Here is a 24078-nt window from a genome sequence, read left to right as displayed (position 1 = left end):
TCGCCCCACTAGCCTCAGGTCAACGCTTTGGGAGGAAGCTCAATGAACAATTACCAGATTATCGCCGGCGGCGAAGCCCGGGAAACCGACGGCTACGCCGAGGTGAAGAACCCCGCGACCGGCGAAATTGTCGGGCTCATGCCCGTTGCCAGTCTCGCCGACCTGGATCGGACGGTCGCTGCCGCCGCCGAAGCGTTCGACAGCTGGAGCAAGGCCTCTGACGCGGACCGACAGCGCGCTTGTTTCGCGATTGCCGATGTCATCGAGGCCCACGCTGAAGAACTTGCCGAACTACTGACGCTGGAGCAGGGCAAGCCGCGCAACGGGCTTGGCTCGCGCTGGGAAATCGGCGGCGCCATTGCCTGGACCCGCTATACGGCATTGCTCGATCTTCCCGTGGAAGTGCTGCAGGACACCAACGAGGGCCGCGTCGAGCTGCACCGCAAACCTATCGGCGTCGTCGGATCGATCACGCCGTGGAACTTTCCGGTGATGATCGCCACCTGGCACATCATTCCGGCCGTTCGCGCCGGCAATACGGTGGTGATCAAGCCCTCGCCATTCACGCCGCTTGCCACCATCCGGCTGGTCGAACTGATCAATCAGGTGATCCCGCCCGGTGTCGTCAATGTCATTACCGGCCACGACCAGCTTGGTGCCGCGATGTCGAACCACAAGGGGATCGCCAAGATCACCTTTACCGGGTCGAGCCCTACCGGCCAGAAGATCATGGCCAGTGCTGCCCAGACGCTGAAGCGCCTGACGCTGGAACTGGGTGGCAATGATGCTGGCATCGTGCTGCCGGACGCCGATCCCAAGCAGATCGCCGAGGGCGTGTTCTGGGGCGCCTTCATCAATGGCGGCCAAACCTGCGCGGCGCTCAAGCGGCTCTATGTCCACGACAGCATCTATGACACCGTGTGCGCTGAACTGGTGCGGGTCGCCGGGACGGTAAAGATGGGCAATGGCATGGACGACGCGTCCGCCCTTGGCCCGATCCAGAACGAACGCCAGTTCAACCTGGTGCGTGACCTGGTCGAAGATGCCCGCGCCCGGGGCGGACGAATCCTGGTGGGCGGCGAAGCGCCTGAAAGTGACGGCTACTTCTACCCGATCACGTTGGTCGCTGATGTCGATCATGGCGTGCGGCTGGTAGACGAAGAGCAGTTCGGACCGGTGCTGCCGATCATCCGCTACAGCGATGTCGAGGAAGTGATTACCCGTGCCAACGACAATCCCAATGGGCTTGGCGGCTCGGTGTGGTCGTCCAATCTCGACCGCGCCAAGGACGTCGCGCTGCGCCTCGAATGCGGCTCGGTGTGGATCAACAAGCACGGCGCCATTCAGCCGAACGTGCCGTTCGGCGGGGTCAAGGGCTCCGGCCTCGGTCTCTCTTTCGGGCTTGAGGGCCTCAAGGAGAACACCGTGACGCAAACCGTCTTCTGCTAGCGACGAACCAACAAACCTGGGAGACGCGGGCAAACCGCTCACCGCCTTGGAGGAATGGCCTTGGACAACTTTGACTATATCATCGTGGGCGGTGGTTCGGCGGGCTGCGTACTGGCGGCACGCCTATCGGAAGAGCCACGCAACCACGTGCTGCTGATTGAATCGGGCCGTAACGACGACAACCCATGGATCCACATTCCGGCGACCTTCTTCAAGGTCCTGGAAGGACAGAGGGACGTGACCTTCTATGCGGGCGAACCCGACCCCGGCATGGGCGGACGGCCCACAATCGTGCCACAAGGCCATGTCATCGGCGGCGGCAGTTCCGTCAACGCGATGATTTACATTCGCGGTCACGCCGACGACTACAATACCTGGGCCCAGATGGGGTGCCGCAACTGGTCTTATGACCGGGTGCTGCCGGCCTTCAAGGCGGTTGAAGGCAATCAGCGCATCGACAATGCCTATCACGGTACCAGCGGCCCGCTAAAAGTCTCGGACCGGTCGTTCAAGCATCCGCTATGTGAGGCTTTCGTGGCCGCTGCCGAGCAGGTCGGGCTGCCCCGCAGCACTGATTTCAACGGCGCGGAACAGGAGGGCGTCGGCTTCTATCAGTCGACCACCTATAACGGTCGCCGCTGGAGTTCGGCGCAGGCCTTCCTGCGCGACGCAAGACAGCGTCAGAACCTGCGCATCATCACCGAAGGGCGCGTCGCCAAGGTGCTGTTCGTCGGACGGCGCGCCAGCAGCGTCATGCTGGAAGATGGTCGTCGCTTCGAGGCGGCCAAGGAAATCATCCTGACGGCAGGCGCCTTGGCCACCCCCAAACTGCTGCAGTTGTCCGGCATCGGTAATGCCGAGCATTTGCGCACGCTCGGCATTGAGGTCGTTTCAGACCTGCCTGGCGTCGGCGAGAACTATCAGGATCACATCGAGGCCACGGTGCAGGGCGAGTCGCATGACCCGATCTCGCTGCTGGGTCAGGACAAAGGCCTTGCGGCCGTCGGACACATGCTCCGCTACCTGACGACCCGTGGCGGCCTCCTAAGCTCCAATGTCGTCGAATGCGGCGGCTTCGCCGATACAGCCAAGACCGGTCAGCCGGACATCCAGTTCCATGTGCTGCCCATGCTGGTCGGCTTTGTCGATCGTGCGCCGGTATCGGGGCACGGCATCAGCATCGGTCCATGCTTCCTGCGCCCGCAATCGCGCGGCACGGTGAAGCTGCGCTCGGCCAATGCCAAGGACCCCATCCTGTTCAATGCCAACGCGCTGGGCGATCTCGCCGACCTCGAAACGCTCGTGCGTGGCGTCAAGCTCGCCATCAAGATCCTGGAAGCGCCCGCACTTGCCAAGCTGATCAAGCGGCGCGTGCTGCCCGAGCCTGGCATCGAGAACAGCCCTGATGAACTGCGCGACTATATCCGCAAGGTCTCGAAAACCGTTTTTCATCCGTCCGGCACCTGCAAGATGGGTCCGGAAACCGACCGGATGGCTGTCGTGGGCGAGGACCTCAGGGTTCGTGGGGTCGAGGGTCTGCGCGTCAGCGACGCCTCAGTCATGCCGACCCTTGTGTCCGGCAATACCAATGCCCCCACGATCATGATCGCTGAGCGGGCATCCAGGTTCATCCTGGGGAAAGAGCAACCGGCCTGAGTGGGGGCTCGGGTCTGTCGTCAACGGTCGCGGAGCGCGACCATGGGAGGAAGAGAAATGAAGAAGATTGCCTATGCGATGGTGGGTGCGAGCGGCCTGTTACTGCTCGCCGCCATGTCCACTCAGGCCCAGGCGGCCGTCAGCTGCGGCCTCAATAACGGTCAGGCCGCGACCGGTGAACCCATCAAGGTGGGCGCCATTGTTGGCGAGACGGGTCCTGACGATTTCTCGTCGTCCGCCGATGCGGCGGCGGCCTACTTCGCGTGCGTCAACGCCAATGGCGGTATCAATGGCCGGCCTATCCAATACATCGTCGAAGACGACCAGTGGAACCCCGAAGTAGCGGTCCAGGTCGGCACGAAGCTGGTGCGTGACGATAAGGTCGTGGCCCTAGTGGGCAGCGGCTCCTTTGTCGAGATGAGCATGAATGCCAAGCTCTATGAGGCCGATGGCGTCATGTCCATGGCCTCGGCCTGCGCGGTCTCGGAGTGCTTCGAATCCCGCAATATCGTGTCCACCAATGAAGGCCCGCTGCCCTCGAGCGTCGGCGCCGCACAGTGGGCAGTAGCCAATCTGGGTAGCAAGAACGTCGTCTGTATCGGCATCAACATACCGTCCGTTGGTCAGTATTCCTGCGGTTGGACCGAAAAATACATGACCTCCAGGGGGCTGGCAGGATCATCGATCCTGCTCGATACGGCGGCGGTCGACCTCAATGCGGCCGTGCTTCAGGCTGTTGCCTCGGGCGCCGATACGGTGCTGGTCAACCTGCCAGCCGGCCTGGCTGCGGGCTTCCTCAAGACCGTCGAGGAGCAGGGGCTCAAGGAGAACTTCAAGTGGATTTCCTCGACGCCGCTCTATGATGCCGACATTCCGGGCCTCCTCGGACCCGGCTGGGTCGATGTCATGCACGTCAATATCGAGCTGACCCCGATCGATGGCACTGGCGAGGATGCAGTCAACTGGCGCGCCATCATGGACGCCTATGCCAAGCCAGAAGACCCGCGCGATACGTTCAGCCAGTCCGGCTACTTGTCCGCCAAGTTCTTCGTGGAAGCCATGCTCGAACTTGATCCGGCCGCGATCGACCGCGCCACGGTGACCGAGGCTATCAAGGCAATCAAGAACAAGACTTCCGACCTTCTGTGCGGCCCGTACTATGTCGGCGATGCACCCACGCACATGCCTAACCACGCCAATATGATGGTCAAGGTCACGGCAGATGGTTTCGCCGTCGTCGGCGAATGCACCGACGTCGACAGCGCCTATCTTGGACCCGTCCGTGCGGCCGAAAAGGCCCTCGGTATTGGCCGCTAGGCCCCGCCATGTCCGCCTACGGTCTGTTCCTTGTCTCTGGTCTGGCCGTAGGCGCACTCTATGCCCTCGGCGGGGTCGGGTTGGTCGTGCTCAACCGAGCCACCGGCTTCCTTAACTTTGCCCATGGCGCGATCGGCGCCATGGGCGCGATGACGGCCTGGCAAATGGCGGCTTGGGCCATGCCCGAGCCAGTCGTGTGGGGCGCCAGCATCGGCATCGGGGCGCTGCTGTCCCTGCTGTTTGGCCGCTTCATGGCACCAAGCTTGGCGCATCGAGAGCCGGTCGTGAAGGCGGTCGCGACACTCGGCTTTGCCATTGCCCTGCTAGGCGTGATGAACCTGCTCTGGGTGACCACTCCCCGGCGGCTGACTTTCACCCTCGACGGCATGTTCATCACGCTTGGCGGCATTCGTATCACCGGCACACGTTTTCTGGCTTTCGGCGGCGGACTGGCGGTGGTGGCTGGTGTGACCATCCTATTGGTCACGACCCGCGTGGGCCTGATGATGCGGTCGCTCGCCGACAACCGTCCGGTCGCGGCTCTTCTTGGCACCCCTGTCCTGCGGGTTGAAACGCTGGCCTGGGGGCTCTCGGGCGCTCTGGCCGGTTTCACTGGACTGATGTTTGGCGGCCTGGTGCAACTTGATCCGACCCTGCTGACTTTCATGGTCATCCCGGTAATCGCGGCAGCCATTGTGGCGCGGCTCAATTCCATCTCCGTGACCTTTGCCGCTGGACTCCTCATCGGGGTCACCGAGAGCATGCTGGCACTTTATCCGCCCCTGGCCCCATTTCGGTCCGCTGCACCCTTTGCTGTCGCCATCATTGCCCTAATGTGGCTGCAGCGGGGTCGCCGCCTGACCTTTGCAGGAGAAGACTAATGAGCGCCCCTGCATCAGCACCCACGATGAGGGCATCACGCCCCGGCCTGCAGCCGCATTGGCAGCTTGTTCTGCCAGTGGCTGCAATTGGAGCCCTTGCATTTGTCGTCCCAGTTCTGGCTACCAGCCTGTGGCTGAAGGTTCTCACCTCGGTAGCCATTTACGCGCTGGCGGTCGCCAGTATTGCCTTGCTCTATCGCCGTCTGGGTCTGGTTTCCTTAGCCCAGATCGCTCTGATGGGCTGTGGTGGCTGGGTCACCCTGCGGCTTTCCCATGCCTGGGGGGCGCCGTTTGAAGTCAACATGCTGGCAGGCGCTGTCGTGACCGCCGGTATAGGCATAGTGCTCGCCTATCCCGCGCTGCGCATGCGCGGTCTATATCTGGCGCTGGTGACGCTGATGGCCGCTGGTGGCTTCTCCATTCTGGTCAATGTCATCCAGTTTCCCAATGGTGGACCGGGCTTTGCGGGATTTATCGTCCAATCCGTCGGCAGCATGCCCCGGCCAGTGTTGGGGCAGTCAGACGGCGCCTTCTTTAGCTATTGCGTCATTGTGGTTGCTCTTGGATTTCTGTTGATCCATCTGCACGAGCGGGGTAGTCCAGGGCGAGCTTGGGCCTTCATCAGGGGTAGCGAGGCTGCCGCCATGTCAGCTGGCGTCAACGTGACCTTCTACAAGATCTGGGGCTTTGCCCTCTCCGGATTTCTGGCCGGTATCGCCGGCGGGCTGCTGGCAGGCAACCTGCAGCATCTCGATGCGCGGTCCTTTCCTGCAGCGGAGTCAGTCATGCTCTTCGCTCTGACCATTGTCGGCGGCGCCTGGGGCTGGCTGGGCGCGGTGATCGCGGCGGTGCTTTACCGCCTGCTGCCCGCCTTTCTCAACGATATCGGCGTCAGTGGCAACGTTGCCTACATCATCTTCGGCGTTGCGCTGATGCATGCCATGGCGACCGCCCCAAGAGGACTGGCCGGGCAACTCGAAGGCGCCTGGAAGGCCATCCGAAATAGGGCGCAGTCATGATTGCCATCGAAAATCTGACGGTGCAGTTCGGCGGGCTCGTAGCGCTCGACGCTGTCTCGGTGCAACTTGAGGGCGATGTCGTCGGTATCATCGGGCCCAACGGGGCGGGAAAGACCACCTTTCTCAACGTCTTCTCGGGCTTCGTCACGCCGCGGCAAGGCAGAATTCTGGCCTTTGGCGAGGACCTGCTGCCGCTCCTGCCGCACCGTCGTGCCCAATGGGGCCTGCGTCGCTCATTCCAGAAGGAACAGGTGGTGGACGAGTTGACCGTGGCGGACAATGTCGCGGTCGTGCTCGATCCGCTGCGGATATCGGGCGGCGAGAAGGCCCGCATGATCGATGCGGCGCTGGCCTTCACCGGCATCAGCGAACTGCGCAACGTTCCGACCAGCGCTCTCAATGCGATGCAGCGGCGCATGACCGAACTTGCCAGATGCGTTGCTGGTCGGCCGAAACTGGTGATGCTTGACGAACCTGGCGCCGGGTTCTCGCAGAGCGAAGTGGAACACCTGCGCAACCTGATCTGCGGCATCTCCAAATTCTGCGGGGCGGTGACGCTGCTGATCGACCATGACGTCGATCTCATCAGGGCCACCTGCGGCAACACCATGGTGCTCGATTTTGGCCGCCTGGTCGCCTGCGCACCCACAGCCGAAGTCCTCGCCGATGATCGGGTCAGGCGGGTCTATCTGGGCGAAGAGGTGGCGGCATGAGCCAGTTGACAGTCAGCAACCTTGTGGTACGGCGCGGCAACAAGGCGGTGGCCGACGATCTGTCGATCGCCGTGGAATCGGGAAGCATAACGGCGCTGCTGGGCCCCAACGGGGCGGGCAAGTCATCGCTCGTGCTGGCCCTGGCAGGAGCGCTGCCGGTCGAAAGGGGAACGGTATCCATCGACGGCGTTACCCTGACTGGCCGCTCGCCAGAGGCCGTCCGGCGCGCCGGATTGGCAGCCGTGCCGGAGGGCCACCGCGTCCTTGCCGGCCTCAGCGTGGACGACAATCTGCGCGCGGCCGGGTTCAGCCATTCTCCCGGCGCGCTCCGTCCCATTCTCGATGAAGTCTATGCGACCTTCCCCGAGCTCGCCGAGCGGCGGCCGCAGAAAGCGGGCTCGATGTCAGGCGGTCAACAGCAGATGCTGGCCATTGGACAAGCGCTGGTCGCCAAGCCCACCTTTGTCCTTATCGATGAGATGTCGCTCGGCTTGGCGCCGTTGATCGTCAAGCGTCTGATGGGCGTGCTCGACAATCTGGCGGCCAGTGGGGTGGGGGTGCTGTTGATCGAGCAATTCACCCATCTGGCGCTGAAGCATGCCAACCGCGCCTATGTGATGAATCACGGGCGCATTGTCTATGACGGCCTGGCGGCGGAAGTCCGCGAGCGACCGGAAATTCTGCATGAGGCTTATCTGGCCGGTTGATGCCGGACTGACGCGCCTAGCGCTTCTGGCTTTCGATCAGCGTTTCGAGCATGTCGAGCAGCTTTTCAAGTTCCTCGGGGCCAAACCGGTCCTCGATGTCCTGATAGATGACCTGCCGTTCGGGTGAAATCGCGGCGATGAACTGGGCGCCTGATGGCGTGATCGACAACTGCACCCGGCGTCCGTCGTCGGCGAACTTGCCTTTGGTGAGAAAACCTCTGTCCTCCATCGCCTTGATGATCCGCGTCAGGCTTGGAGCCAGGATAGAAGCTCGATCGGCGACATCAGTGGCGTCGAGCGGGGAATGTTCGCTCAGCACGCGCAACACGCGCCACTGCTGCTCGGTAACGTCGTGCCGGGCCAGCATGGGGCGGAAGCGGACCATGATGGCTTCGCGGGCGCGCAGCAGGGACATCGGCAGGGAGCGGCGTGTGTCGGGTGGCAGCAATTTGGCCTCGGCTGGGTTCGGAAGAAGGATCATGCGCCCGGTCCGCGTCATAGCGCCGAAACGCCTGGCGGATCAATCGAACGCACAAGCCTTCACATAGGGGCTTGACTAGCGTGGTGGTTTTACTTAACACGTTAACTAATGAACGGCCAGAGAGCTGGGGGAGGTTAGCGATGCCACACTTTACCGCTGAGTATTCCGGCAACCTCGACCAGGTGGTGGACATGGCGGCGTTCTGCGAGTGCATCCGCGTCGCCATGTTGGATACGGGTCTGTTCGAGCTGGGTGCCGTTCGCGTACGGGCCCTTCGCGCCCAAGCCTATGCGATCGCCGATGCGCTGCCGCAGAACGGGTTTGTCGACATGTCCCTACGCATTGGCGCCGGCCGCAGTGCCCAGGACAAGCAGCGTGCCGGAGAACTGATCTTCGAAGCGGCAACCGAGTTTTTCGCAGCCCAGTTCGCCACGGCCCATTTTGCGCTGTCGCTGGAGATCCGCGAGATCGACCCGACACTCAGCTGGAAACGCAATTCCATTCATCCGCGCCTGCGCGGCCAATAACGGAACCTCTCATGTCCGATCTGGAAACCAATCTGAACAAGGCCACGTCCTTCCTTGCCCGCTTCAAGCAGGATGGTGTGCTCAACCACATCAATGGCGAGGCGCGGCCCGCGCTCGACGGCACGACCTTCGAGATCATTTCGCCTGTTGACCTCAAGCCGCTGGCAAACGTCGCCCATGGCAAGAAGGCTGACGTGGCGGAGGCCGTTGCTGCCGCCAAGGCGGCGTTTCCGGCCTGGGCCGCCATGGACGGCACGGCGCGCAAGAAGCTGTTGCATAAGATTGCCGATGCCATCGTGGCGCGGGCCGAGGAAATCGCCTTCGTCGAGTGCATGGATACCGGCCAGTCGCTGAAGTTCATGGCCAAGGCCGCGCTGCGCGGCGCCGAGAATTTCCGCTTCTTTGCCGATCGTGCGCCCGAAGCGCGCGATGGCGAAGCCCTGCGGGCGCCCAACCAGATCAATATGTCGACGCGGGTGCCCGTGGGTCCGGTGGGGATCATCACCCCGTGGAATACCCCGTTCATGCTCTCCACGTGGAAGATCGCGCCGGCGCTGGCGGCAGGCTGCACCATCGTGCACAAGCCGGCTGAGTTTTCGCCGCTGACGGCGCGGTTGCTGGTGGAAATCGCCGAAGAAGCGGGCTTGCCCAAGGGGGTATGGAACCTGGTCAACGGCATGGGTGAAGACGCCGGCAAGTCGCTGACCGAGCATCCCGATATCAAGGCCATCGGCTTTGTCGGGGAAAGCCGCACCGGCTCGATGATCATGAAGCAGGGCGCCGATACGCTCAAGCGCGTGCATTTCGAACTGGGTGGCAAGAATCCGGTGATCGTGTTCGCCGACGCCGACCTTGAGCGCGCGGCCGACGCTGCTGTGTTCATGATCTACTCGCTCAACGGCGAACGCTGCACCTCCTCGTCGCGCGTACTGGTCGAAGCCTCGATCTATGATGCGTTTACTGCAAAGCTTGCTGAAAAGGCCAGGCACATCAAGGTTGGCCACCCACTCGACCCAAAGACCGTGATGGGGCCACTGATCCATCCTGTGCACGAGAAAAAGGTGCTGGAATACATCGCCATCGGCCAGGCCGAAGGCGCGACGCTGGCGGCAGGAGGAGCCAAGTTCGATGGTCCGGGTGGCGGCTGCTATGTCAGTCCGACGCTGTTCACCGGTGCCAACAATGGAATGCGCATCGCCCAGGAGGAGATCTTCGGGCCGGTGCTGACCGCCATTCCATTCACCGACGAAGCCGAAGCGCTCGCGCTGGCCAACGACACCCAATATGGCCTGACCGGCTACCTGTGGACCTCTGATGTCACCCGGGCCTTCCGCTTCACCGACGCCCTGCAGGCTGGGATGATCTGGGTGAATTCGGAGAATGTCCGCCATCTGCCCGCACCATTCGGCGGCGTCAAGAATTCGGGCATCGGCCGCGACGGCGGCGACTGGTCATTCGATTTCTACATGGAAACCAAGAACATCGCGTTCGCCACCGCGCCGCACGCGATCCAGAAACTCGGCAACTGAGCGGAGGAAATCAGATGCCACTACCGACCCCCAATCTCTATCCCGCCTTCAACATCGTCCGCCTCAGCCATGTCGAACTGGCTGTAACCGACCTCGCCAAGTCGCGCGCCTTCTATGTCGATACGCTCGGCCTGCAGGTGACTGACGAAACATCAGACACCATCTATCTGCGCGCCATGGAAGAGCGTGGCCACCACTGTATCGTGCTCAAGAAGGCAAGCACGGCCGAAGCCCGCGACCTCGGCCTCAAGGTGTTCAGCGACGGCGATCTCGACAAGGCCGAGCACTTCTTCAAGGGCAAAGACCTGCCGGTGGAATGGGTCGAACGCCCGTACCAGGCGCGTACCTTCCGCACCCGCGACCCGCATGGCGTTCCGCTGGAATTCTATGCCAGCATGGATCGGCTGCCGCCGATCCACCAGAAATATGCGCTCTACAAGGGCGTCAAACCCCTGCGCATCGACCACTTCAACTGCTTTTCGCCCAACGTCGATGAATCGGTGGCCTTCTACAACGAACTCGGCTTCCGGGTGACCGAATATACCGAGGACGAAGAGAGCAAGAAGCTTTGGGCCGCCTGGACCCACCGCAAGGGCGGCGTACACGACATGGCCTTCACCAATGGCCGTGGTCCGCGCCTGCATCACGTCGCCTTCTGGGTGCCGACGCCGCTCAACATCATCGACCTGCTCGACCTGATGTCGACCACCGGCTGGCTGGCCAATATCGAGCGCGGCCCCGGCCGGCACGGTATTTCCAATGCCTTCTTCCTCTATATCCGCGATCCGGATGGTCACCGCATCGAGATCTACTGTTCGGACTACCAGACCGTCGATCCCGATCTCGAACCCATCAAGTGGGACCTCAAGGACCCACAGCGCCAGACCCTTTGGGGTGCGCCCGCACCGAGGTCCTGGTTCGAAGAGGGCAGCCACTTTGCCGGCACTGATGTGCGCGAGCCCCAAATGATCGGCCAGCCCATCATAGCTCCCTGACCTGTGGCGGGGTCAGTCGCGATGCAACGGCCCCGCCGCTTCTTTTCAAGGAATGCTTTCAATGAATCTGACTGACCCGAGCCTTTTCCGCGAGCAGGCATGCATTGGCGGTCGCTGGATCGGCGTGTCGGGAGATGCTGGAATTGCCGTGCGCAATCCTGCCACCGGCGAGTTGCTCGGCCACGTGCCCGCCCTTGGCGTGACTGAAACGCGCGCGGCCATCGAAGCGGCGCGCATCGCCCAGATGGACTGGGCCGCAAGGCCGGCCAAGGAACGCTCCAATATCTTGCGCCGCTGGTTCGAGCTGATGATGGCCAACCAGGATGACCTCGGGATGATCCTGACGCTCGAGCAGGGCAAGCCGCTCGCCGAGGCCAGGGGTGAGATCGCCTATGGCGCCAGTTTTATCGAGTGGTTTGCCGAGGAGGCGCGCCGCGTCTATGGCGATATCGTACCCGGCCATCACCGCGACAAGCGCATCCTTATTCTCAAGCAACCCATCGGCGTCGTTGGCGCGATCACGCCGTGGAATTTCCCCAACGCCATGATCACCCGCAAGGCCGGGCCGGCCCTGGCCGCAGGCTGCGCCATGGTGCTCAAGCCCGCCTCGCAGACCCCGTTTTCGGCTATCGCTCTGGCGGTTCTCGCCGAACGCGCCGGCCTGCCCGCTGGCCTTTTCAGCGTCGTCACCGGCTCCGCCGTCGAGATCGCCGGCGAGATGACGGCCAACCCGACGGTGCGCAAGATCACCTTCACCGGCTCCACCGAGATTGGCGCCAAGCTGATGGCGCAGAGTGCGCCTTCCATCAAGAAGCTCGGGCTTGAACTGGGCGGCAATGCGCCTTTCATCGTGTTCGATGATGCTGACCTCGATGCCGCCGTCGAAGGCGCGCTGATCGCCAAGTTCCGCAACAATGGCCAGACCTGCGTCTGCGCCAACCGGATCTACGTGCAGGACGCCGTCTACGATGCCTTCGCTGCCAAGCTGGCGACCGCAGTTGCGGGCCTCAAGACCGGCAACGGCCTCGACGCTGGCGCGGTGCTGGGTCCGATGATCGATGCCAAGGCCGTCGCCAAGGTCGAGGAGCACATAGCCGACGCGGTGGCCAAGGGCGCAAAGGTCGCCTTGGGCGGCAAGCGGCATGCGCTGGGCCAGACTTTCTTCGAGGCGACACTGCTGACCGAGGTCACGTCAGACATGGCCGTGGCGCGCGAAGAAACGTTCGGCCCGCTGGCGCCGCTGTTCCGCTTCACCGACGAGGCGGACGTAATCGCCAAGGCCAACGACACCGAGTTCGGCCTCGCCTCCTACTTCTATGCCAAGGACATGGCCCGCGTCTGGCGCGTCGCGGAGGCCCTCGAATACGGCATGGTGGGCGTCAATACCGGACTCATTTCCACGGCGGAAGCGCCGTTTGGCGGCGTCAAATCCTCTGGCCTGGGCCGCGAGGGGTCCAAATACGGCATCGAGGAATTCTGCGAGATCAAATATCTCTGCCTCGGCGGGATAGACGGATAAAGGACGAACCGGTGAACCATCCACGCATCGCCACCGCCACCATTGCCGGGCAGCAACGCTATGGCGTTGTCCTCGACAAGGGCTTCGTCGATCTTTCAGCCCGCCACGGGCAACAATGGCCGACCCTGCGCGAGGTTGTCGAGGCGGGCGCGCTGCGGCGCCTGGGCGAGGAAGGTTCGGGACTGTCGCCGGACTTCGCGCTGACTGAGATGCGCTACGATATTCCCGTGCCCAGCCCCGAAAAGATCATCTGCGTCGGCGTCAACTTTCCTGACCGCAATGAGGAATACAAGGACGGCAAGGAGGCTCCACCCAACCCCTCGCTGTTCCCACGCTTTCCCCGTTCCTTCGTCGGCCACAATGTGCCGCTGACCCGCCCGCCCGAATCCCCCCAGCTCGATTACGAGGGCGAGGTTGTGCTGGTTATCGGCAAGGGCGGCCGGCGCATTGCCGAGGCAGACGCACTCGACCATATCGCAGCGTTGACGCTGTGCAATGAAGGCACGATCCGCGACTGGGTCCGCCACGCCAAGTTCAACGTCACCCAGGGCAAGAATTTTGACGGAACCGGCTCGATCGGGCCGTGGCTGGTGCCCTATGTCGACGAGAGCCAGCTGGCCGATATCGCGCTGACCACGCATGTGAATGGGAAACTGCGCCAGAGCGACCGCTCCAGCCGGATGATCTTCAGCTATCGCAAGCTGATCAACTACATCTCCACTTTCACCACGCTGGTGCCGGGCGATGTGATCGTCACCGGCACGCCGACCGGCGCCGGCGCTCGTTTCGATCCCCCGATCTGGCTCAAGCCGGGCGATGTGATCGACGTGACTGCGGACGGCATCGGCACACTCCGCAATGGCGTCGCGGACGAGGTGCTTTCATGAGCGCTACCCTGACCCAGGCCCAGATTGCCGGGCTGGCCCAGCGGCTGTTCGACGCTGAACGCAGCGGCATTCAGACCGGCGTGCTCAGCCTTGAATATCCCGATGCCGGCATGGACGACGCCTATGCCGTGCAGGCTGAACTGGTCCGCCTCAAGCTCGCCACCGGCCGGGTTGCGCGCGGCTGGAAAATCGGCCTGACCTCCAAGGCCATGCAATATGCGCTCAACATCGAAATCCCCGATTCCGGCGTGCTGCTCGATGACATGTTCTTCCCCGACAGCGCTACAATCCCGGAGGGGCGCTTTATCCAGCCGCGCGTAGAAGCCGAGATCGCCTTCGTCATGAAGTCGGCATTGGCCGGTCCTGATGTCAGCATTTTCGACGTCATCAACGCCACCGATTTCATCATGCCCTCACTCGAAATTCTGGATACCCGCGTTCAGCGGGTCGATCCGGTCACCAAGAAGACCCGCACCATCTTCGACACCATTTCCGACAATGCCGCCAATGCAGGCATTGTCATGGGCGGACGCCCGATCCGACCCGACGCGGCCGACATGCGCTGGATCGGCGCGATTGTCTCGCGCAACGGCCAGGTGGAGGAGACCGGTCTGGGGGCAGGGGTGCTGAACCACCCCGCCGCCGGTGTCGCCTGGCTTGCACGGCGCCTTGCAAGCTATGGTGGGCGGATCGAACCGGGCGAGGTGGTGCTGTCCGGCTCGTTCATCCGGCCTGTCGAAGCCCGGCATGGCGATACGATAGTCGCCGATTTCGGGCCGTTCGGCAGCGTCAGCGTCTATTTCGAGTGAGAGCCAGATCATGCCCGCACCGCTGAATGCGTTCAAGGCCGCCCTCATCGAGGGCAAACTGCAGATCGGTCTGTGGCTCGGCCTGGCCAATGCTTACACCGCCGAGATCGCTGCCGGCGCAGGGTTTGAATGGCTGCTCATCGATGGCGAGCACGCTCCCAATGACCTGCCCACCATGGTCGGCCAGCTCCAGGCCATAGCGGCCTCGCCATCCCATGCCGTGGTCCGCGCCCCGATCGGGGAAGCCTGGATCATCAAGCAATTGCTCGACATCGGCGCCCAGACCATTCTGGTGCCGATGGTGGAAACAGCCGAGCAGGCCGCGGCCTTGGTCCGCGCCATGAAATATCCGCCGCAGGGCATTCGTGGTGTCGGGGCAGCGCTCGCGAGGGCTTCAAATTTCAACCGGGTGCCGGACTATCTCACTACCGCCAACGCGCAAACCTGCCTGCTGGTGCAGGTGGAGACGGTGGCTGCGCTACAGGCGATCGAAGAGATTGCTGCGGTCGATGGCGTGGATGGGATCTTTATCGGCCCTTCGGACCTCGCCGCCGATATGGGTTTTCTCGGCCGGCCCGGCGAGCGGGCCGTGCAGGATGCGGTCGAACGGGGCATTGCGCGGATTATCGCTACCGGCAAGGGCGCCGGCATCCTGACCGCCGATGAAGCGCTGGCGCATCGTTATATCGAGCTGGGCGCGCGTTTCGTGGCGGTGGGTACCGACGTCACGCTCCTGTCCCGCGCCACCAGTGGTTTGTCGGCGAGGTTCAAGCAAACCGACCCCACTGACGCGTCGGGCCAGTCGTCCGGCTACTAGCCGTGACGCCGTCGCTCCCCCAGGTCGTCAATCATGACAACGCGGTGCCGCTTGGTTTGCGCGGCTCGGTTATCGTCTTGGGCAATTTCGACGGCGTCCATCTTGGACATCGCACACTTATCGAACGCGCGCGCATCCTCGCCGATGATCGGGGTGCTCCGCTGGCCATCATGTCGAGCGAGCCGCATCCGCGCCAGTTTCTCAACCCCAGCATCGCGCCCTTCCGCCTGAGCAGCCGTCCTGGCAAGCGGCTCGTCTTTGCCGCCAACGGCATCGATCTGCTGTACGAGCCAAGCTTCGATGTCGCCTTCGCCACGCGCTCGCCGCAGGATTTCATCGCCGGTATCCTGGTGGGATCTCTGGGGGTCTCCGGCGTGGTCGTGGGTGACGATTTCCGCTTCGGCCACAAGAGGTCTGGCAGCGTCGAAGACCTGGTCAGGGCCGGGCGGGCGGCCGGTTTTTCGGTCAATGTCGTCGCCGAGTTGCAACTCGAGCAGGCAAGGCTGTCTTCGACGCGCATCCGCGGCTGGATTGCCGAGGGAAAGCTCGCACTGGCCCACCAGGCCCTGTGCGGCGCCTGGCTGACCAGCGTCAGCATTGTGGAAGACGGCACCGTGCTCTTTGAGTCTCATCAACTCCTGCCGCCGGCAGGGCACTATCAGGTGCAGCTTCTGGACCGATCAGGCGCAGCCCTGGGGTTCGAAATCCTGACCATCACCCCCACGCGCCACGCCCACTTGAGCACGGACCGAGTTGGTCCCGGAGCCCGGTTAATAACCAATTGGCGAGGGGCCGACTTTGATTGATGAAGCGTTGCGGACTTCAGCCAGCCGTCGCCGACCGGCAGCTTCCAGGAGCTCATTAAGTCGCCCCGGACGTCTGAAATGCGGCGCATTGGTGCCATTCGCAATGCCAGTTGGAGATCATCGGCAAGCCGGATCTCGCATCAGAAAATCAGCTGGGAGTTTACAGCATCAAGATAAATTGGTGCGGGTAGTCGGACTCGAACCGACACTCTGTCACCAGAAACGGATTTTGAATCCGCCGCGTCTACCAGTTCCGCCACACCCGCAATACACCGATTCACAGTTTCCCGACGCCCTCATGCTGCACCTAGACAGCAGACGAACGATCAAAAACTTGTCAGTCGATAGACTCTAACCCTTTGACTTTCAACACTCTTACTGCCCATGTCGAAGGTAGACGCAACCTGATTTTGAGTCGAGCGCGTCTACCAATTCCGCCATAGGGGCTCAGGCCGGGCGGCCTGGATGGGCGCGGACTATACGGTTGGAGGCCTGTTCGTCAACTGGCCAATTCCCGAGACCCTATCTCGCCCAAGCCTCAGCCTTTCGATTTCGTGAAGCAGCTGCCATTGTGCAGCGCGGAAAATCTTTCTAGACAGGCGGCGCATGTCATTGAAGCGCACCTTGTCCGACCAGGTTGATGCGGGGCGCTTCCAAGTCTTGTTTGTACATGTCGTGATCCCAAGACCGCTACTGGTTTGGGCGTGCATTAGGAGTGCCGATGCTTCGCGGACTTTACGACTGGACCTTGTCGCTGGCGGCGAGCAAATCCGCCGAATGGTGGCTGGCCTTCATCGCCTTCGTCGAGAGCTCGGTGTTCCTGGTGCCGGCCGACGTCCTCTATCTGCCGATGGCGCTGTCGCGACCGGATCGCGCTTACCGTTATGCGCTGGTTGCCACCGTCGCCTCGGTGCTGGGAGGCATCGCCGGCTGGTTCATCGGCCATTATGCCTATGATGCGGTGGCGCGGCCGATCCTCGAATTTTATGGCAAATATGACGAGTTCGAGGCGATGCGCGTCTCGTCGGGTGTCGGCTTCATCATCCTGATGCTGGTCACCTCCGGCCTCGCCCATCTGCCGCCGATCAAGGTGGTGACGATCCTGTCCGGCGTCATCGGCGTTCCTTTGCTGCTTTTCATCGTGCTGGCAATTGTTGCCCGCGGAGCCCGCTTCCTGTTTCTCGCGTGGCTGTTGCGCCGCTATGGCGAGCCGATCCGCCACTTCATCGAAAAGCGCCTTGGCCAGATTGCGGGCGCCGCCGCCGCTGCCCTGATTTTGCTCTATATCGTCGTCAAATACGCCGTCTGAACGGCATCGAATCGAATGGACCGAGTCCGATGACAGCGACCGTGAATGCCGATACCGGACGCCAGCGGCTGCGCACCGCCCTGTTTCTCGCTGTCGCCATGGCCACCACGGTCGGCTCGGCGCTGGCCTTCCAGTATCTCGGCGGCTACATCCCCTGCAAGCTCTGCCTCGAGCAGCGCACGCCTTACTACGTCGGCGTGCCCTTGATGCTGCTGGCGGTGCTTGCGTCGGCCCTCAAGGCGCCAGCCTGGATAAGCCGTGGCCTGCTGGCCATTGGCGGCCTGCTGATGCTCTACGGCGTCTATCTCGGCGTTTATCACTCCGGGGTCGAATGGGCGTGGTGGCCGGGCCCGACCGATTGCACCGCAGCCGCCGGGCCGGTGGACACCGGCGGCAAGGGCGTGCTCGACGCACTCGACAAATTCGTCCCGCCCTCCTGCGACAAGGCGGCGCTCCGCATCCTCGGCCTGTCCTTGGCCGGCTGGAACGCCATCGCCAGCTTTGTCCTCGCCGCAGTCGCCTTCCGCGGAGCATTTGCCCGAGATTAGTCTAGCGCGGCGCGAGATCATCCAAGAATTCGGCAGGCTGAGTCGTATGAAGTGATTTTCGAGAACCGGAGCGGAGCGTACTAAAGTACGTGAGCACCGGAAGCGCAGAAAATCGCTTCAGACGGCCAGCCTCCCGAATTATCGGATGATCTCAAGGTTCGAGTTCGACATCCCAGTACAGATAATCCATCCAGCTTTCGTGCAGATGGTTAGGCGGGAACAGCCGGCCGTTATTATGCAAATCATGCACCGTCGGCTGATAGGGCTTCTGCAGCGGCCACATCTTGGCGTGGGCCGGCATCATGCCGCCCTTCCTCAGATTGCAGGGCGAGCAGGCAGCGACGACGTTCTCCCAGGTCGTGGCGCCGCCGCGATGGCGCGGAATGACATGGTCGAACGTCAGATCGTCCGGCGTGCCGCAATATTGGCACTGGAAACGGTCACGCAGGAAGACGTTGAAACGGGTAAACGCCGGATGCCTCGACGGCTTCACGTAAGCCTTCAGGCTGACGACGCTCGGCAGCTTCATCGAAAAGGTCGGTGAAGAGACGGCGTGTTCGTATTCGGCGACGATATTCACCCTCTCGAGGAACACCGCCTTGATGGCATCCTGCCAGGACCAGAGCGACAGGGGGTAGTAGCTGAGCGGACGGTAATCCGCATTCAGCACCAGCGCTGGAAGCCCATCCGGAGATACGGCAACCGTCACGTCGTTGACCTCCTTCACCCTAGAACCGGTCGACGCGGATACTGTAAGCCCGACATGACAGGGATGTGAAGCAGATTGTCGATCATGCCGGGTCTCAAAAACGTATGATTTCAATGCTTTTTTGCGGATTCAGGCCGGAGGCGCGGCATCCCTGCCCTTCAATTCGCGATAATAAGCCCAGAAAAGCCGCGATGCGACACCGCGCCACGGGCTCCATGATTCGGCAAGCCGGATCAGCATTTTCTCCGGCGGACGCGGGTCGATGCCGAGCGCATGGCCGACCGCGCTCTGCAACGCAACGTCGCGCGCCGGAAAGATATCCGGGTGTCCGGCGGCAAACAAAAGGTAGACTTCAGCCGTCCACGAGCCGATGCCCGGCACCCTGGTCATGACGGCGATAGCCTCGCTTGCATCGAGCCGGCAGAGGTGATCGAGGTCGAGCCCGTCGGCCACCGCCTGGGCGACGGCAATCAGGCCGCGCTGCTTGGGCCGCGACAGCCCGGCCTCGCGAAAGATCGCCTCATCGGCGGCAAGAATCGCCTGCGGCGTCAGCGGGTCGAGCAGTTTCGTCAGCCGGCCGAAGATGGCGTCGGCGCTCGCGCGGGACACTTGTTGTGAAACGACGATCGAAGCAAGGCTTCTGAACCCCGGCTCCGACAACCTGAGCGGCACTTCGCCGGCCATGCCGCGCACCTTGTCCAGGCGCGGATCAAGCAGGCACAGCGCGTCGAGGCCTTCTACAATGTCGTCAAGGTTGGCGATGCGTTGCATGTCTGCTTGTTCCAAAATCAAAAGTGCCGCACGCTTCGTCACGCGTCCCTCTGGACGCGCGACGCTGCCGGCGCAAAGTAGCAATTGGCGAAAGCGCCGCACAACCCGATTGCCGCCGGACAATGACACTGCTGACATTCCGCTTCGCGCCGAGCCCGAACGGCGAACTGCATCTCGGCCATGCCTATTCGGGCCTGCTCAACCAGAAAATGGCAAAGGCCACGGGCGGACGCCTGCTGCTGCGCATCGAGGATATCGACACGACGCGCTGCACGCCGGAATTCGAGGCGGGCATTTTTCGCGACCTGAAATGGCTGGAGCTTGGCTGGGAAGAACCGGTGCGCCGCCAGTCCGAGCACTTTGCCGAATATCGCGCTATGCTCGAGCGGTTGATCAAGGAAGAGCTTGTCTACCCGGCCTTCATGAGCAGAAGTGAGATCCGCGCCTTCATCGCCGACAGCGAGAGGCGTGGTCGCGACTGGCCGCGCGACCCGGACGGCGTGCCGCTCTATCCTGCCGCCGACAAGGCGTTGACGGCGAGCGAACGCAAGCGGCGCATCGCCGAAAATGTGCCATTTGCCTGGCGGCTGGACGTCGATGCTGCAATGGCGCGCGCCGGCGAGGACCTGTCATGGGCCGAATACACGGACGAGACGCTCTCCGCGACGCGTCGTGTCGAAGCCCGTCCGCAGGATTGGGGCGACGTGATCGTGGCGCGTCGCGAAATCCCGACCAGCTATCATCTCGCCGTCACCACGGACGACGCGCTGCAGGGCGTCAGCCATGTCGTGCGCGGCCAGGACCTTTATTCCGCGACCAGCGTGCAGCGGCTGCTTCAGCAACTGCTTGGCCTGCCGCAGCCGGCCTATTTTCACCATCGCCTGATCCTCGGCCCGGATGGACGAAAACTGTCGAAGAGCCTTGGCGATACCGGCGTTGCCGCCCAGCGTAAGGCGGGCGCATCGCCTGCCGATGTCAAGCGGCTGGTCGGTCTCTAGACTAGATCGGTGAGCTGACGGCCATCAACGGCGCTCCTTCAATTCGAATGACTCTATGGATCAACCGTTTGGTTTTGCTTGCCGGCCCGAACGGCATTAAGCAGTCGCCGCAGTCGATCCTCGAATTCATCGCGGCCTCCGGAAAATGCACAGCCTCAAGCGGTTCATCCCCGCCTCTTTCGTCATCCTGTGGGCGACCGGCTTCATCGGCGCGCGCTATGCCATGCCGTGGGCGGAGCCCTTTACGTTCCTGGCCGCGCGCTTTGTCCTGGCCGCAATCCTGCTTGTCGCTTTGATGGCCGCACTTGGTTCGAGCCGCGCCACCCGCGATGAGGCGCTGCACGCGACCGGTGCCGGCATCCTGATGCATGGCATCTATCTCGGCGGCGTGTTCTGGGCAATCCACAGGGGCATGCCCGCCGGGCTTTCAGCCTTGATCGTCGGGTTGCAGCCGCTGATCACGGCAGTGCTCGCCGGCCGGCTTCTGGGCGAGGCCATCCTGCCGCGCCACTGGGCCGGTCTCGGCCTCGGGTTGATCGGCGTGGTAATCGTGCTCTGGCCGAAGCTCGGCGCGCTCGGCGGCGGCGTGACGGCCGAAACACTGGGCGCCTCGCTGGTCTCCGTACTCGGCATGAGCGCCGGCACGATCTGGCAGAAGCGTTTCGCCTCCGGCGGCGATCTGGTGGCTGCCACGTTCTGGCAATATGTCGGCGGCGCATCGGTGATGGCTCTGGCCTCGCTCGCCTTCGAGACGCGGACGGTCGTCGTCAACGGCGAGTTGATCTTCGCCATGGCCTGGCTCGTGCTGGTACTGTCGATCGGCGCCATCTTCCTGTTGATGGTGATGATCCGCGAAGGCGAGATGTCGAAGGTCGCCTCGCTGTTTTACCTCGTGCCGGCCGTCACCGCGGTCATCGCCTGGGCATTGTTTGGTGAGCAATTGAGCCCGCTCCAGATCGCCGGAATGGCGATCGCGACGCTCGGCGTCGGGCTGGCGACGGCTCAGCCGCCGACGCGGGCACGCGCCTCTAAATAGCGGCTGATCGCGGCGTTGAGCTCGCCACCGAGGATGAAGATCGCCGAGACGATATAGAGAAAGACGACGGCGATCATGATCGAGGCGAGGCCGGCATAGGTCGTCACATAGGACGAGAAATGATCGAGATAGGCGGCGAAGATGGTCGACCCGATAAGCCAGCCGACCAGCGTGAAGATGATGCCAGGCACGATCGAAACGAAGCGGCGCTTGCCGGCCGGCAACCAGAAATGCACGGCGAACAGGCCGCCGATGATGACGACCGAGGCGATGACGTAACGCCACAGCGTGATCGTGCCCATATAGGGTTTTATCCATTCGAAATGCGACTCGGCCAGCCGTGCCAGCAATGGCGCGAAGACCAGCAGCACGCTGATCGCCAAAAACCCGGCCGTCGCGATCAGCACGAAGATGATGCTCTGCACTCGCCGGTAGATGATGCCGCGCGTTTCCGAGACACGATAGGCGCGGTTGAGCGAAGTGCGCAGCGCCTCGATGCCGTTCGAGGCGAAGTATCCGGCAAGCACGATACCGTAGGTCAACAGGTCGCTGCGCCGGACGGTAAGCACGTTGAGCACTTCGCGCGCGATCGGTTTGGCGATCTGCTCGGGCCATGTGTCGAACACAAGGTGCACGGCGGTGTCGGCGAAAGCCTGTGCGCCGAAAAAACTCGCCAGCGTCGTGGCGAAGATCAGGAAAGGAAAAAGCGCCATAAGCGCGGTGATCGCCAGATGGCTGGCCATTGCCCAGCCGTCGTCGGTGTTGAAATGGCCGAGCGCGTCGTAGAGGACGCGTTTGAGGGCTACGATCTTCCGCAACAAGAACCGCGTTCCCTTCGATTGTCCCGACGCCGCGAATATGGGAAGGGTTTGCGGTAAATGACAACCCTAGGTCAAACCACCATTCCTCGCGGAGAAGAGTTGCGCACCATCATTGTCACAGGTGCCTCTTCCGGTATAGGCGCCTATTGCGCCCATGCTCTTAAGAAGGAAGGCTGGCGGGTGTTCGCAACGGCCCGAAAGCCCGAAGATATCGCCGCGCTAGAGGCCGACGGCATCGAGGCCTTTTATCTGGACTACACCGAGCCCGGATCGATCGAGGCGCTGGTGGCGTCGGTGCTGGAACGGACCGGCGGCCGGCTCGATGCGCTCTTCAACAACGGCGCCTACGGACAGCCCGGCGCCGTCGAGGACCTGCCGGTCGAGGCTTTACGGCAGCAGTTCGAGGCCAATGTCTTTGGCTGGCATGATCTCACTCGCCGTGTCGTACCGGTGATGCGCCGCCAGGGCCATGGTCGTCTCGTTCATTGCTCATCGATCCTCGGCCTTGCGCCGGTGCCTTTTCGCGGCGCCTACTCGGCATCGAAGCACGCTATCGAAGGGCTGATGCTGTCCCTCTATCAAGAGCTCCTCGGCAGCGGCATCCATGTTTCGCTGATCGAGCCGGGGCCGGTGAAATCGAAGATCGCCAGCAACAGCCTCGCATGGTTCCTGGCGAATATCGATCACGAGAATTCCGTTCATCGCCTCGCCTATGCGGCGCAACTCAAACGGCTGCGGGCCGGCGGCAGCACATCGCGGCTGAAGCCCGGGCCGGAGGTGGTTTATGCCGCCTTGCACCATGCGCTTCTGTCGCGGCGCCCGCGCCCGCATTATGTGGTAACGGTGCCGGCCAGGATCGGCGCCATCCTCAAACGCATCCTGCCGTCATCGGTACTCTATCGTCTGCTCGCCAAACGCGCCTGAACGCAATTCAACTGGGACACACCATGGCAACCGTCTTCAATATCCTCGCCGTTCTCGTCATGGTCGCCGTGGTGATCGTGCTGATCCGCGGCCTCATCAACATGATGCGCGGCGGCTCCAGCATGACCTCCAACAAGCTGATGCAGACGCGCGTGCTGTTGCAGTTCGTGGCCTTGGTGCTGATCATGCTGGCGGTGTATTTCACCCGTAAGTGACGCAGCAGCCACCAGCCGGGAGGTAACCCGTGGTCAAGCTCAACAAGATCTACACCCGCACCGGCGACGATGGCACCACCGGCCTCGGCTCTGGTGAGCGGCGGCTGAAATCCGACCTTCGCATCGAGGCCTACGGTACCGTCGACGAGGCCAATGCCTGCATCGGCATGGCCCGCATTCATACAGCTGCGGTAAATCCGGCGATCGATGCGATGCTCGGCCGCATCCAGAACGACCTTTTCGATCTCGGCGCCGATCTGGCAGTCCCCGACAATGGCAAGCCGCTCGACTACGAGCCGCTGCGCATCATCGCTTCGCAGACCGACCGCATCGAACAGGATATCGACCTCCTCAACAAGGACCTTGAGCCGCTCAAATCCTTCGTGCTCAACGGCGGTACGCCGGCAGCGGCTGCCCTTCACCTCGCCCGTACGGTGGCCCGCCGCGCCGAGCGCATCATGGTGGCGCTGTCGCAGGATCCAGACGAGCACGTCAACCGCGAGGCGATAAGATACATCAACCGTGTCTCGGACTTTCTGTTCGTCGCCGCACGCGCGGTCAATGACAATGGAAATGCCGACGTGCTATGGGTTCCCGGCAAGAACCGCTGAATCCGCCGGAAGCGGGAGAGGCCC

26 protein-coding genes and 1 tRNA gene are annotated in these 24078 nt (G+C 62.6%); 22 read left to right on the top strand and 5 right to left on the bottom strand.

The genetic code is table 11. The features are described from left to right. The first annotated feature begins 42 nt into the window (after nt 1-42). The 7 genes from RQ479_RS27280 to RQ479_RS27250 are packed head-to-tail and all read left to right on the top strand — an operon-like array spanning nt 43 to nt 7742. Nucleotides 43-1449: an aldehyde dehydrogenase family protein gene (locus RQ479_RS27280; RefSeq protein ID WP_376703056.1), complete on the top strand. Its 1407-nt coding sequence runs from the start codon at nt 43-45 to the stop codon at nt 1447-1449. Between the two features lie 60 nt (nt 1450-1509). Further along, the gene (locus tag RQ479_RS27275) at nt 1510-3105 is read left to right on the top strand and encodes a GMC family oxidoreductase (RefSeq protein WP_376703055.1); all 1596 of its coding nucleotides are present in this window, start codon (nt 1510-1512) and stop codon (nt 3103-3105) included. Then, nucleotides 3106-4422, top strand: a complete 1317-nt coding sequence (locus RQ479_RS27270) for an ABC transporter substrate-binding protein (protein ID WP_376703054.1) — start codon at nt 3106-3108, stop codon at nt 4420-4422. 8 nt (nt 4423-4430) lie between these two features. After that, nucleotides 4431-5303: a branched-chain amino acid ABC transporter permease gene (locus RQ479_RS27265; protein WP_376703053.1), complete on the top strand. Its 873-nt coding sequence runs from the start codon at nt 4431-4433 to the stop codon at nt 5301-5303. Further along, nucleotides 5303-6322, top strand: coding sequence for a branched-chain amino acid ABC transporter permease (locus RQ479_RS27260; RefSeq protein ID WP_376703052.1), 1020 nt, complete (start codon nt 5303-5305; stop codon nt 6320-6322). Before RQ479_RS27265 ends, RQ479_RS27260 begins: the two co-directional genes overlap by 1 nt. After that, complete coding sequence (locus RQ479_RS27255) at nt 6319-7035, top strand: ABC transporter ATP-binding protein (RefSeq protein WP_376703051.1); 717 nt, start codon at nt 6319-6321, stop codon at nt 7033-7035. The genes RQ479_RS27260 and RQ479_RS27255 overlap by 4 nt, the downstream gene beginning before the upstream one ends. A 47-nt stretch (nt 7036-7082) precedes the next feature. Continuing rightward, nucleotides 7083-7742 carry an ABC transporter ATP-binding protein gene (locus RQ479_RS27250; protein ID WP_376703050.1) on the top strand — a complete coding sequence of 220 codons (660 nt, stop codon included), beginning with the start codon at nt 7083-7085 and terminating at the stop codon, nt 7740-7742. Nucleotides 7743-7758: 16 nt separating this feature from the next. Here the strand turns inward: RQ479_RS27250 and hpaR are convergent, their stop codons facing one another. Continuing rightward, nucleotides 7759-8223, bottom strand: a complete 465-nt coding sequence (gene hpaR, locus RQ479_RS27245) for a homoprotocatechuate degradation operon regulator HpaR (RefSeq protein ID WP_376703049.1) — start codon at nt 8221-8223, stop codon at nt 7759-7761. Nucleotides 8224-8363: 140 nt separating this feature from the next. Between hpaR and RQ479_RS27240 the strand changes: the two genes are divergently transcribed. The 8 genes from RQ479_RS27240 to RQ479_RS27205 all read left to right on the top strand — a co-directional run bounded on the left by RQ479_RS27240 (nt 8364) and on the right by RQ479_RS27205 (nt 16112). Then, a complete protein-coding gene (locus RQ479_RS27240; protein WP_376703048.1) occupies nt 8364-8750 on the top strand; it encodes a 5-carboxymethyl-2-hydroxymuconate Delta-isomerase in 387 nt (128 codons plus the stop codon). 11 nt (nt 8751-8761) lie between these two features. Next, on the top strand, nt 8762-10279 hold the full coding sequence (gene hpaE, locus RQ479_RS27235) for a 5-carboxymethyl-2-hydroxymuconate semialdehyde dehydrogenase (protein ID WP_376703047.1): 1518 nt from the start codon (nt 8762-8764) through the stop codon (nt 10277-10279). Between the two features lie 14 nt (nt 10280-10293). Next, nucleotides 10294-11274 (top strand): 3,4-dihydroxyphenylacetate 2,3-dioxygenase, encoded by a 981-nt coding sequence (hpaD, locus tag RQ479_RS27230; RefSeq protein ID WP_376703046.1) that lies wholly within the window; start codon nt 10294-10296, stop codon nt 11272-11274. A gap of 61 nt (nt 11275-11335) precedes the next feature. After that, complete coding sequence (gene gabD / locus RQ479_RS27225) at nt 11336-12793, top strand: NADP-dependent succinate-semialdehyde dehydrogenase (protein ID WP_376703045.1); 1458 nt, start codon at nt 11336-11338, stop codon at nt 12791-12793. Between the two features lie 26 nt (nt 12794-12819). Continuing rightward, complete coding sequence (locus tag RQ479_RS27220) at nt 12820-13680, top strand: fumarylacetoacetate hydrolase family protein (RefSeq protein WP_376706024.1); 861 nt, start codon at nt 12820-12822, stop codon at nt 13678-13680. After that, entirely contained in the window at nt 13677-14489 is an 813-nt protein-coding gene (gene hpaH / locus RQ479_RS27215; protein ID WP_376703044.1) for a 2-oxo-hept-4-ene-1,7-dioate hydratase, read from the top strand. The genes RQ479_RS27220 and hpaH overlap by 4 nt, the downstream gene beginning before the upstream one ends. A 10-nt stretch (nt 14490-14499) precedes the next feature. Continuing rightward, entirely contained in the window at nt 14500-15306 is an 807-nt protein-coding gene (gene hpaI, locus RQ479_RS27210; protein WP_376703043.1) for a 4-hydroxy-2-oxoheptanedioate aldolase, read from the top strand. A gap of 2 nt (nt 15307-15308) precedes the next feature. Next, entirely contained in the window at nt 15309-16112 is an 804-nt protein-coding gene (locus RQ479_RS27205) for an adenylyltransferase/cytidyltransferase family protein (RefSeq protein WP_376703042.1), read from the top strand. A 179-nt stretch (nt 16113-16291) separates the two neighbouring features. Here the strand turns inward: RQ479_RS27205 and RQ479_RS27200 are convergent. Beyond that, nucleotides 16292-16378: transfer RNA gene (locus tag RQ479_RS27200), tRNA-Leu, on the bottom strand. A 455-nt stretch (nt 16379-16833) separates the two neighbouring features. On the opposite strand from RQ479_RS27200, the gene RQ479_RS27195 reads away from it, so the two are divergent. Beyond that, nucleotides 16834-17421, top strand: a complete 588-nt coding sequence (locus RQ479_RS27195) for a YqaA family protein (RefSeq protein WP_023677958.1) — start codon at nt 16834-16836, stop codon at nt 17419-17421. A 29-nt stretch (nt 17422-17450) separates the two neighbouring features. Further along, on the top strand, nt 17451-17969 hold the full coding sequence (locus RQ479_RS27190; protein WP_376703041.1) for a disulfide bond formation protein B: 519 nt from the start codon (nt 17451-17453) through the stop codon (nt 17967-17969). Between the two features lie 151 nt (nt 17970-18120). Here the strand turns inward: RQ479_RS27190 and RQ479_RS27185 are convergent, their stop codons facing one another. Then, entirely contained in the window at nt 18121-18678 is a 558-nt protein-coding gene (locus RQ479_RS27185; RefSeq protein WP_023677956.1) for an HNH endonuclease, read from the bottom strand. A 129-nt stretch (nt 18679-18807) separates the two neighbouring features. After that, a complete protein-coding gene (locus RQ479_RS27180) occupies nt 18808-19449 on the bottom strand; it encodes a DNA-3-methyladenine glycosylase family protein (protein WP_376703040.1) in 642 nt (213 codons plus the stop codon). A 122-nt stretch (nt 19450-19571) separates the two neighbouring features. Here RQ479_RS27180 and gluQRS point away from each other — a divergent pair, with 122 nt between their 5' ends. Together gluQRS and RQ479_RS27170 are read left to right on the top strand one after the other, a co-directional pair. Continuing rightward, complete coding sequence (gluQRS, locus tag RQ479_RS27175) at nt 19572-20447, top strand: tRNA glutamyl-Q(34) synthetase GluQRS (RefSeq protein ID WP_376703039.1); 876 nt, start codon at nt 19572-19574, stop codon at nt 20445-20447. 145 nt (nt 20448-20592) lie between these two features. Beyond that, nucleotides 20593-21483, top strand: coding sequence for a DMT family transporter (locus RQ479_RS27170; RefSeq protein ID WP_376703038.1), 891 nt, complete (start codon nt 20593-20595; stop codon nt 21481-21483). Here the strand turns inward: RQ479_RS27170 and RQ479_RS27165 are convergent. Next, nucleotides 21450-22304 carry a YihY/virulence factor BrkB family protein gene (locus RQ479_RS27165; protein WP_292656768.1) on the bottom strand — a complete coding sequence of 285 codons (855 nt, stop codon included), beginning with the start codon at nt 22302-22304 and terminating at the stop codon, nt 21450-21452. The two genes, RQ479_RS27170 and RQ479_RS27165, sit on opposite strands and share 34 nt — an antisense overlap. Before the next feature lie 57 nt (nt 22305-22361). Here RQ479_RS27165 and RQ479_RS27160 point away from each other — a divergent pair, with 57 nt between their 5' ends. The 3 genes from RQ479_RS27160 to RQ479_RS27150 are packed head-to-tail and all read left to right on the top strand — an operon-like array spanning nt 22362 to nt 24054. After that, a complete protein-coding gene (locus RQ479_RS27160; RefSeq protein ID WP_376703037.1) occupies nt 22362-23228 on the top strand; it encodes an SDR family oxidoreductase in 867 nt (288 codons plus the stop codon). A gap of 23 nt (nt 23229-23251) precedes the next feature. Beyond that, complete coding sequence (locus RQ479_RS27155; RefSeq protein WP_023677950.1) at nt 23252-23443, top strand: twin transmembrane helix small protein; 192 nt, start codon at nt 23252-23254, stop codon at nt 23441-23443. A gap of 29 nt (nt 23444-23472) precedes the next feature. Then, nucleotides 23473-24054, top strand: coding sequence for a cob(I)yrinic acid a,c-diamide adenosyltransferase (locus RQ479_RS27150; RefSeq protein WP_376703036.1), 582 nt, complete (start codon nt 23473-23475; stop codon nt 24052-24054). Nucleotides 24055-24078 lie beyond the last annotated feature (24 nt).

The organism is Mesorhizobium sp. ISC25, from assembly GCF_042295465.1.
Lineage (GTDB): Bacteria > Pseudomonadota > Alphaproteobacteria > Rhizobiales > Rhizobiaceae > Mesorhizobium.
Note: the sequence above shows the minus strand (reverse complement) of the source record. Positions and strands in the feature narration are given on the sequence as shown.

Excerpts from the sequence above, each read along its gene's own strand:
- RQ479_RS27280 (WP_376703056.1), top strand. The coding sequence starts at position 43 with ATGAACAATTACCAGATTATCGCCGGCGGCGAAGCCCGGGAAACCGAC.
- RQ479_RS27265 (WP_376703053.1), top strand. The coding sequence starts at position 4,431 with ATGTCCGCCTACGGTCTGTTCCTTGTCTCTGGTCTGGCCGTAGGCGCA.
- RQ479_RS27260 (WP_376703052.1), top strand. The coding sequence starts at position 5,303 with ATGAGCGCCCCTGCATCAGCACCCACGATGAGGGCATCACGCCCCGGC.
- RQ479_RS27255 (WP_376703051.1), top strand. The coding sequence starts at position 6,319 with ATGATTGCCATCGAAAATCTGACGGTGCAGTTCGGCGGGCTCGTAGCG.
- hpaR (WP_376703049.1), bottom strand. The coding sequence starts at position 8,223 with ATGATCCTTCTTCCGAACCCAGCCGAGGCCAAATTGCTGCCACCCGAC.
- RQ479_RS27240 (WP_376703048.1), top strand. The coding sequence starts at position 8,364 with ATGCCACACTTTACCGCTGAGTATTCCGGCAACCTCGACCAGGTGGTG.
- hpaE (WP_376703047.1), top strand. The coding sequence starts at position 8,762 with ATGTCCGATCTGGAAACCAATCTGAACAAGGCCACGTCCTTCCTTGCC.
- hpaD (WP_376703046.1), top strand. The coding sequence starts at position 10,294 with ATGCCACTACCGACCCCCAATCTCTATCCCGCCTTCAACATCGTCCGC.
- gabD (WP_376703045.1), top strand. The coding sequence starts at position 11,336 with ATGAATCTGACTGACCCGAGCCTTTTCCGCGAGCAGGCATGCATTGGC.
- hpaH (WP_376703044.1), top strand. The coding sequence starts at position 13,677 with ATGAGCGCTACCCTGACCCAGGCCCAGATTGCCGGGCTGGCCCAGCGG.
- hpaI (WP_376703043.1), top strand. The coding sequence starts at position 14,500 with ATGCCCGCACCGCTGAATGCGTTCAAGGCCGCCCTCATCGAGGGCAAA.
- RQ479_RS27195 (WP_023677958.1), top strand. The coding sequence starts at position 16,834 with ATGCTTCGCGGACTTTACGACTGGACCTTGTCGCTGGCGGCGAGCAAA.
- RQ479_RS27190 (WP_376703041.1), top strand. The coding sequence starts at position 17,451 with ATGACAGCGACCGTGAATGCCGATACCGGACGCCAGCGGCTGCGCACC.
- RQ479_RS27180 (WP_376703040.1), bottom strand. The coding sequence starts at position 19,449 with ATGCAACGCATCGCCAACCTTGACGACATTGTAGAAGGCCTCGACGCG.
- gluQRS (WP_376703039.1), top strand. The coding sequence starts at position 19,572 with ATGACACTGCTGACATTCCGCTTCGCGCCGAGCCCGAACGGCGAACTG.
- RQ479_RS27170 (WP_376703038.1), top strand. The coding sequence starts at position 20,593 with ATGCACAGCCTCAAGCGGTTCATCCCCGCCTCTTTCGTCATCCTGTGG.
- RQ479_RS27160 (WP_376703037.1), top strand. The coding sequence starts at position 22,362 with ATGACAACCCTAGGTCAAACCACCATTCCTCGCGGAGAAGAGTTGCGC.
- RQ479_RS27155 (WP_023677950.1), top strand. The coding sequence starts at position 23,252 with ATGGCAACCGTCTTCAATATCCTCGCCGTTCTCGTCATGGTCGCCGTG.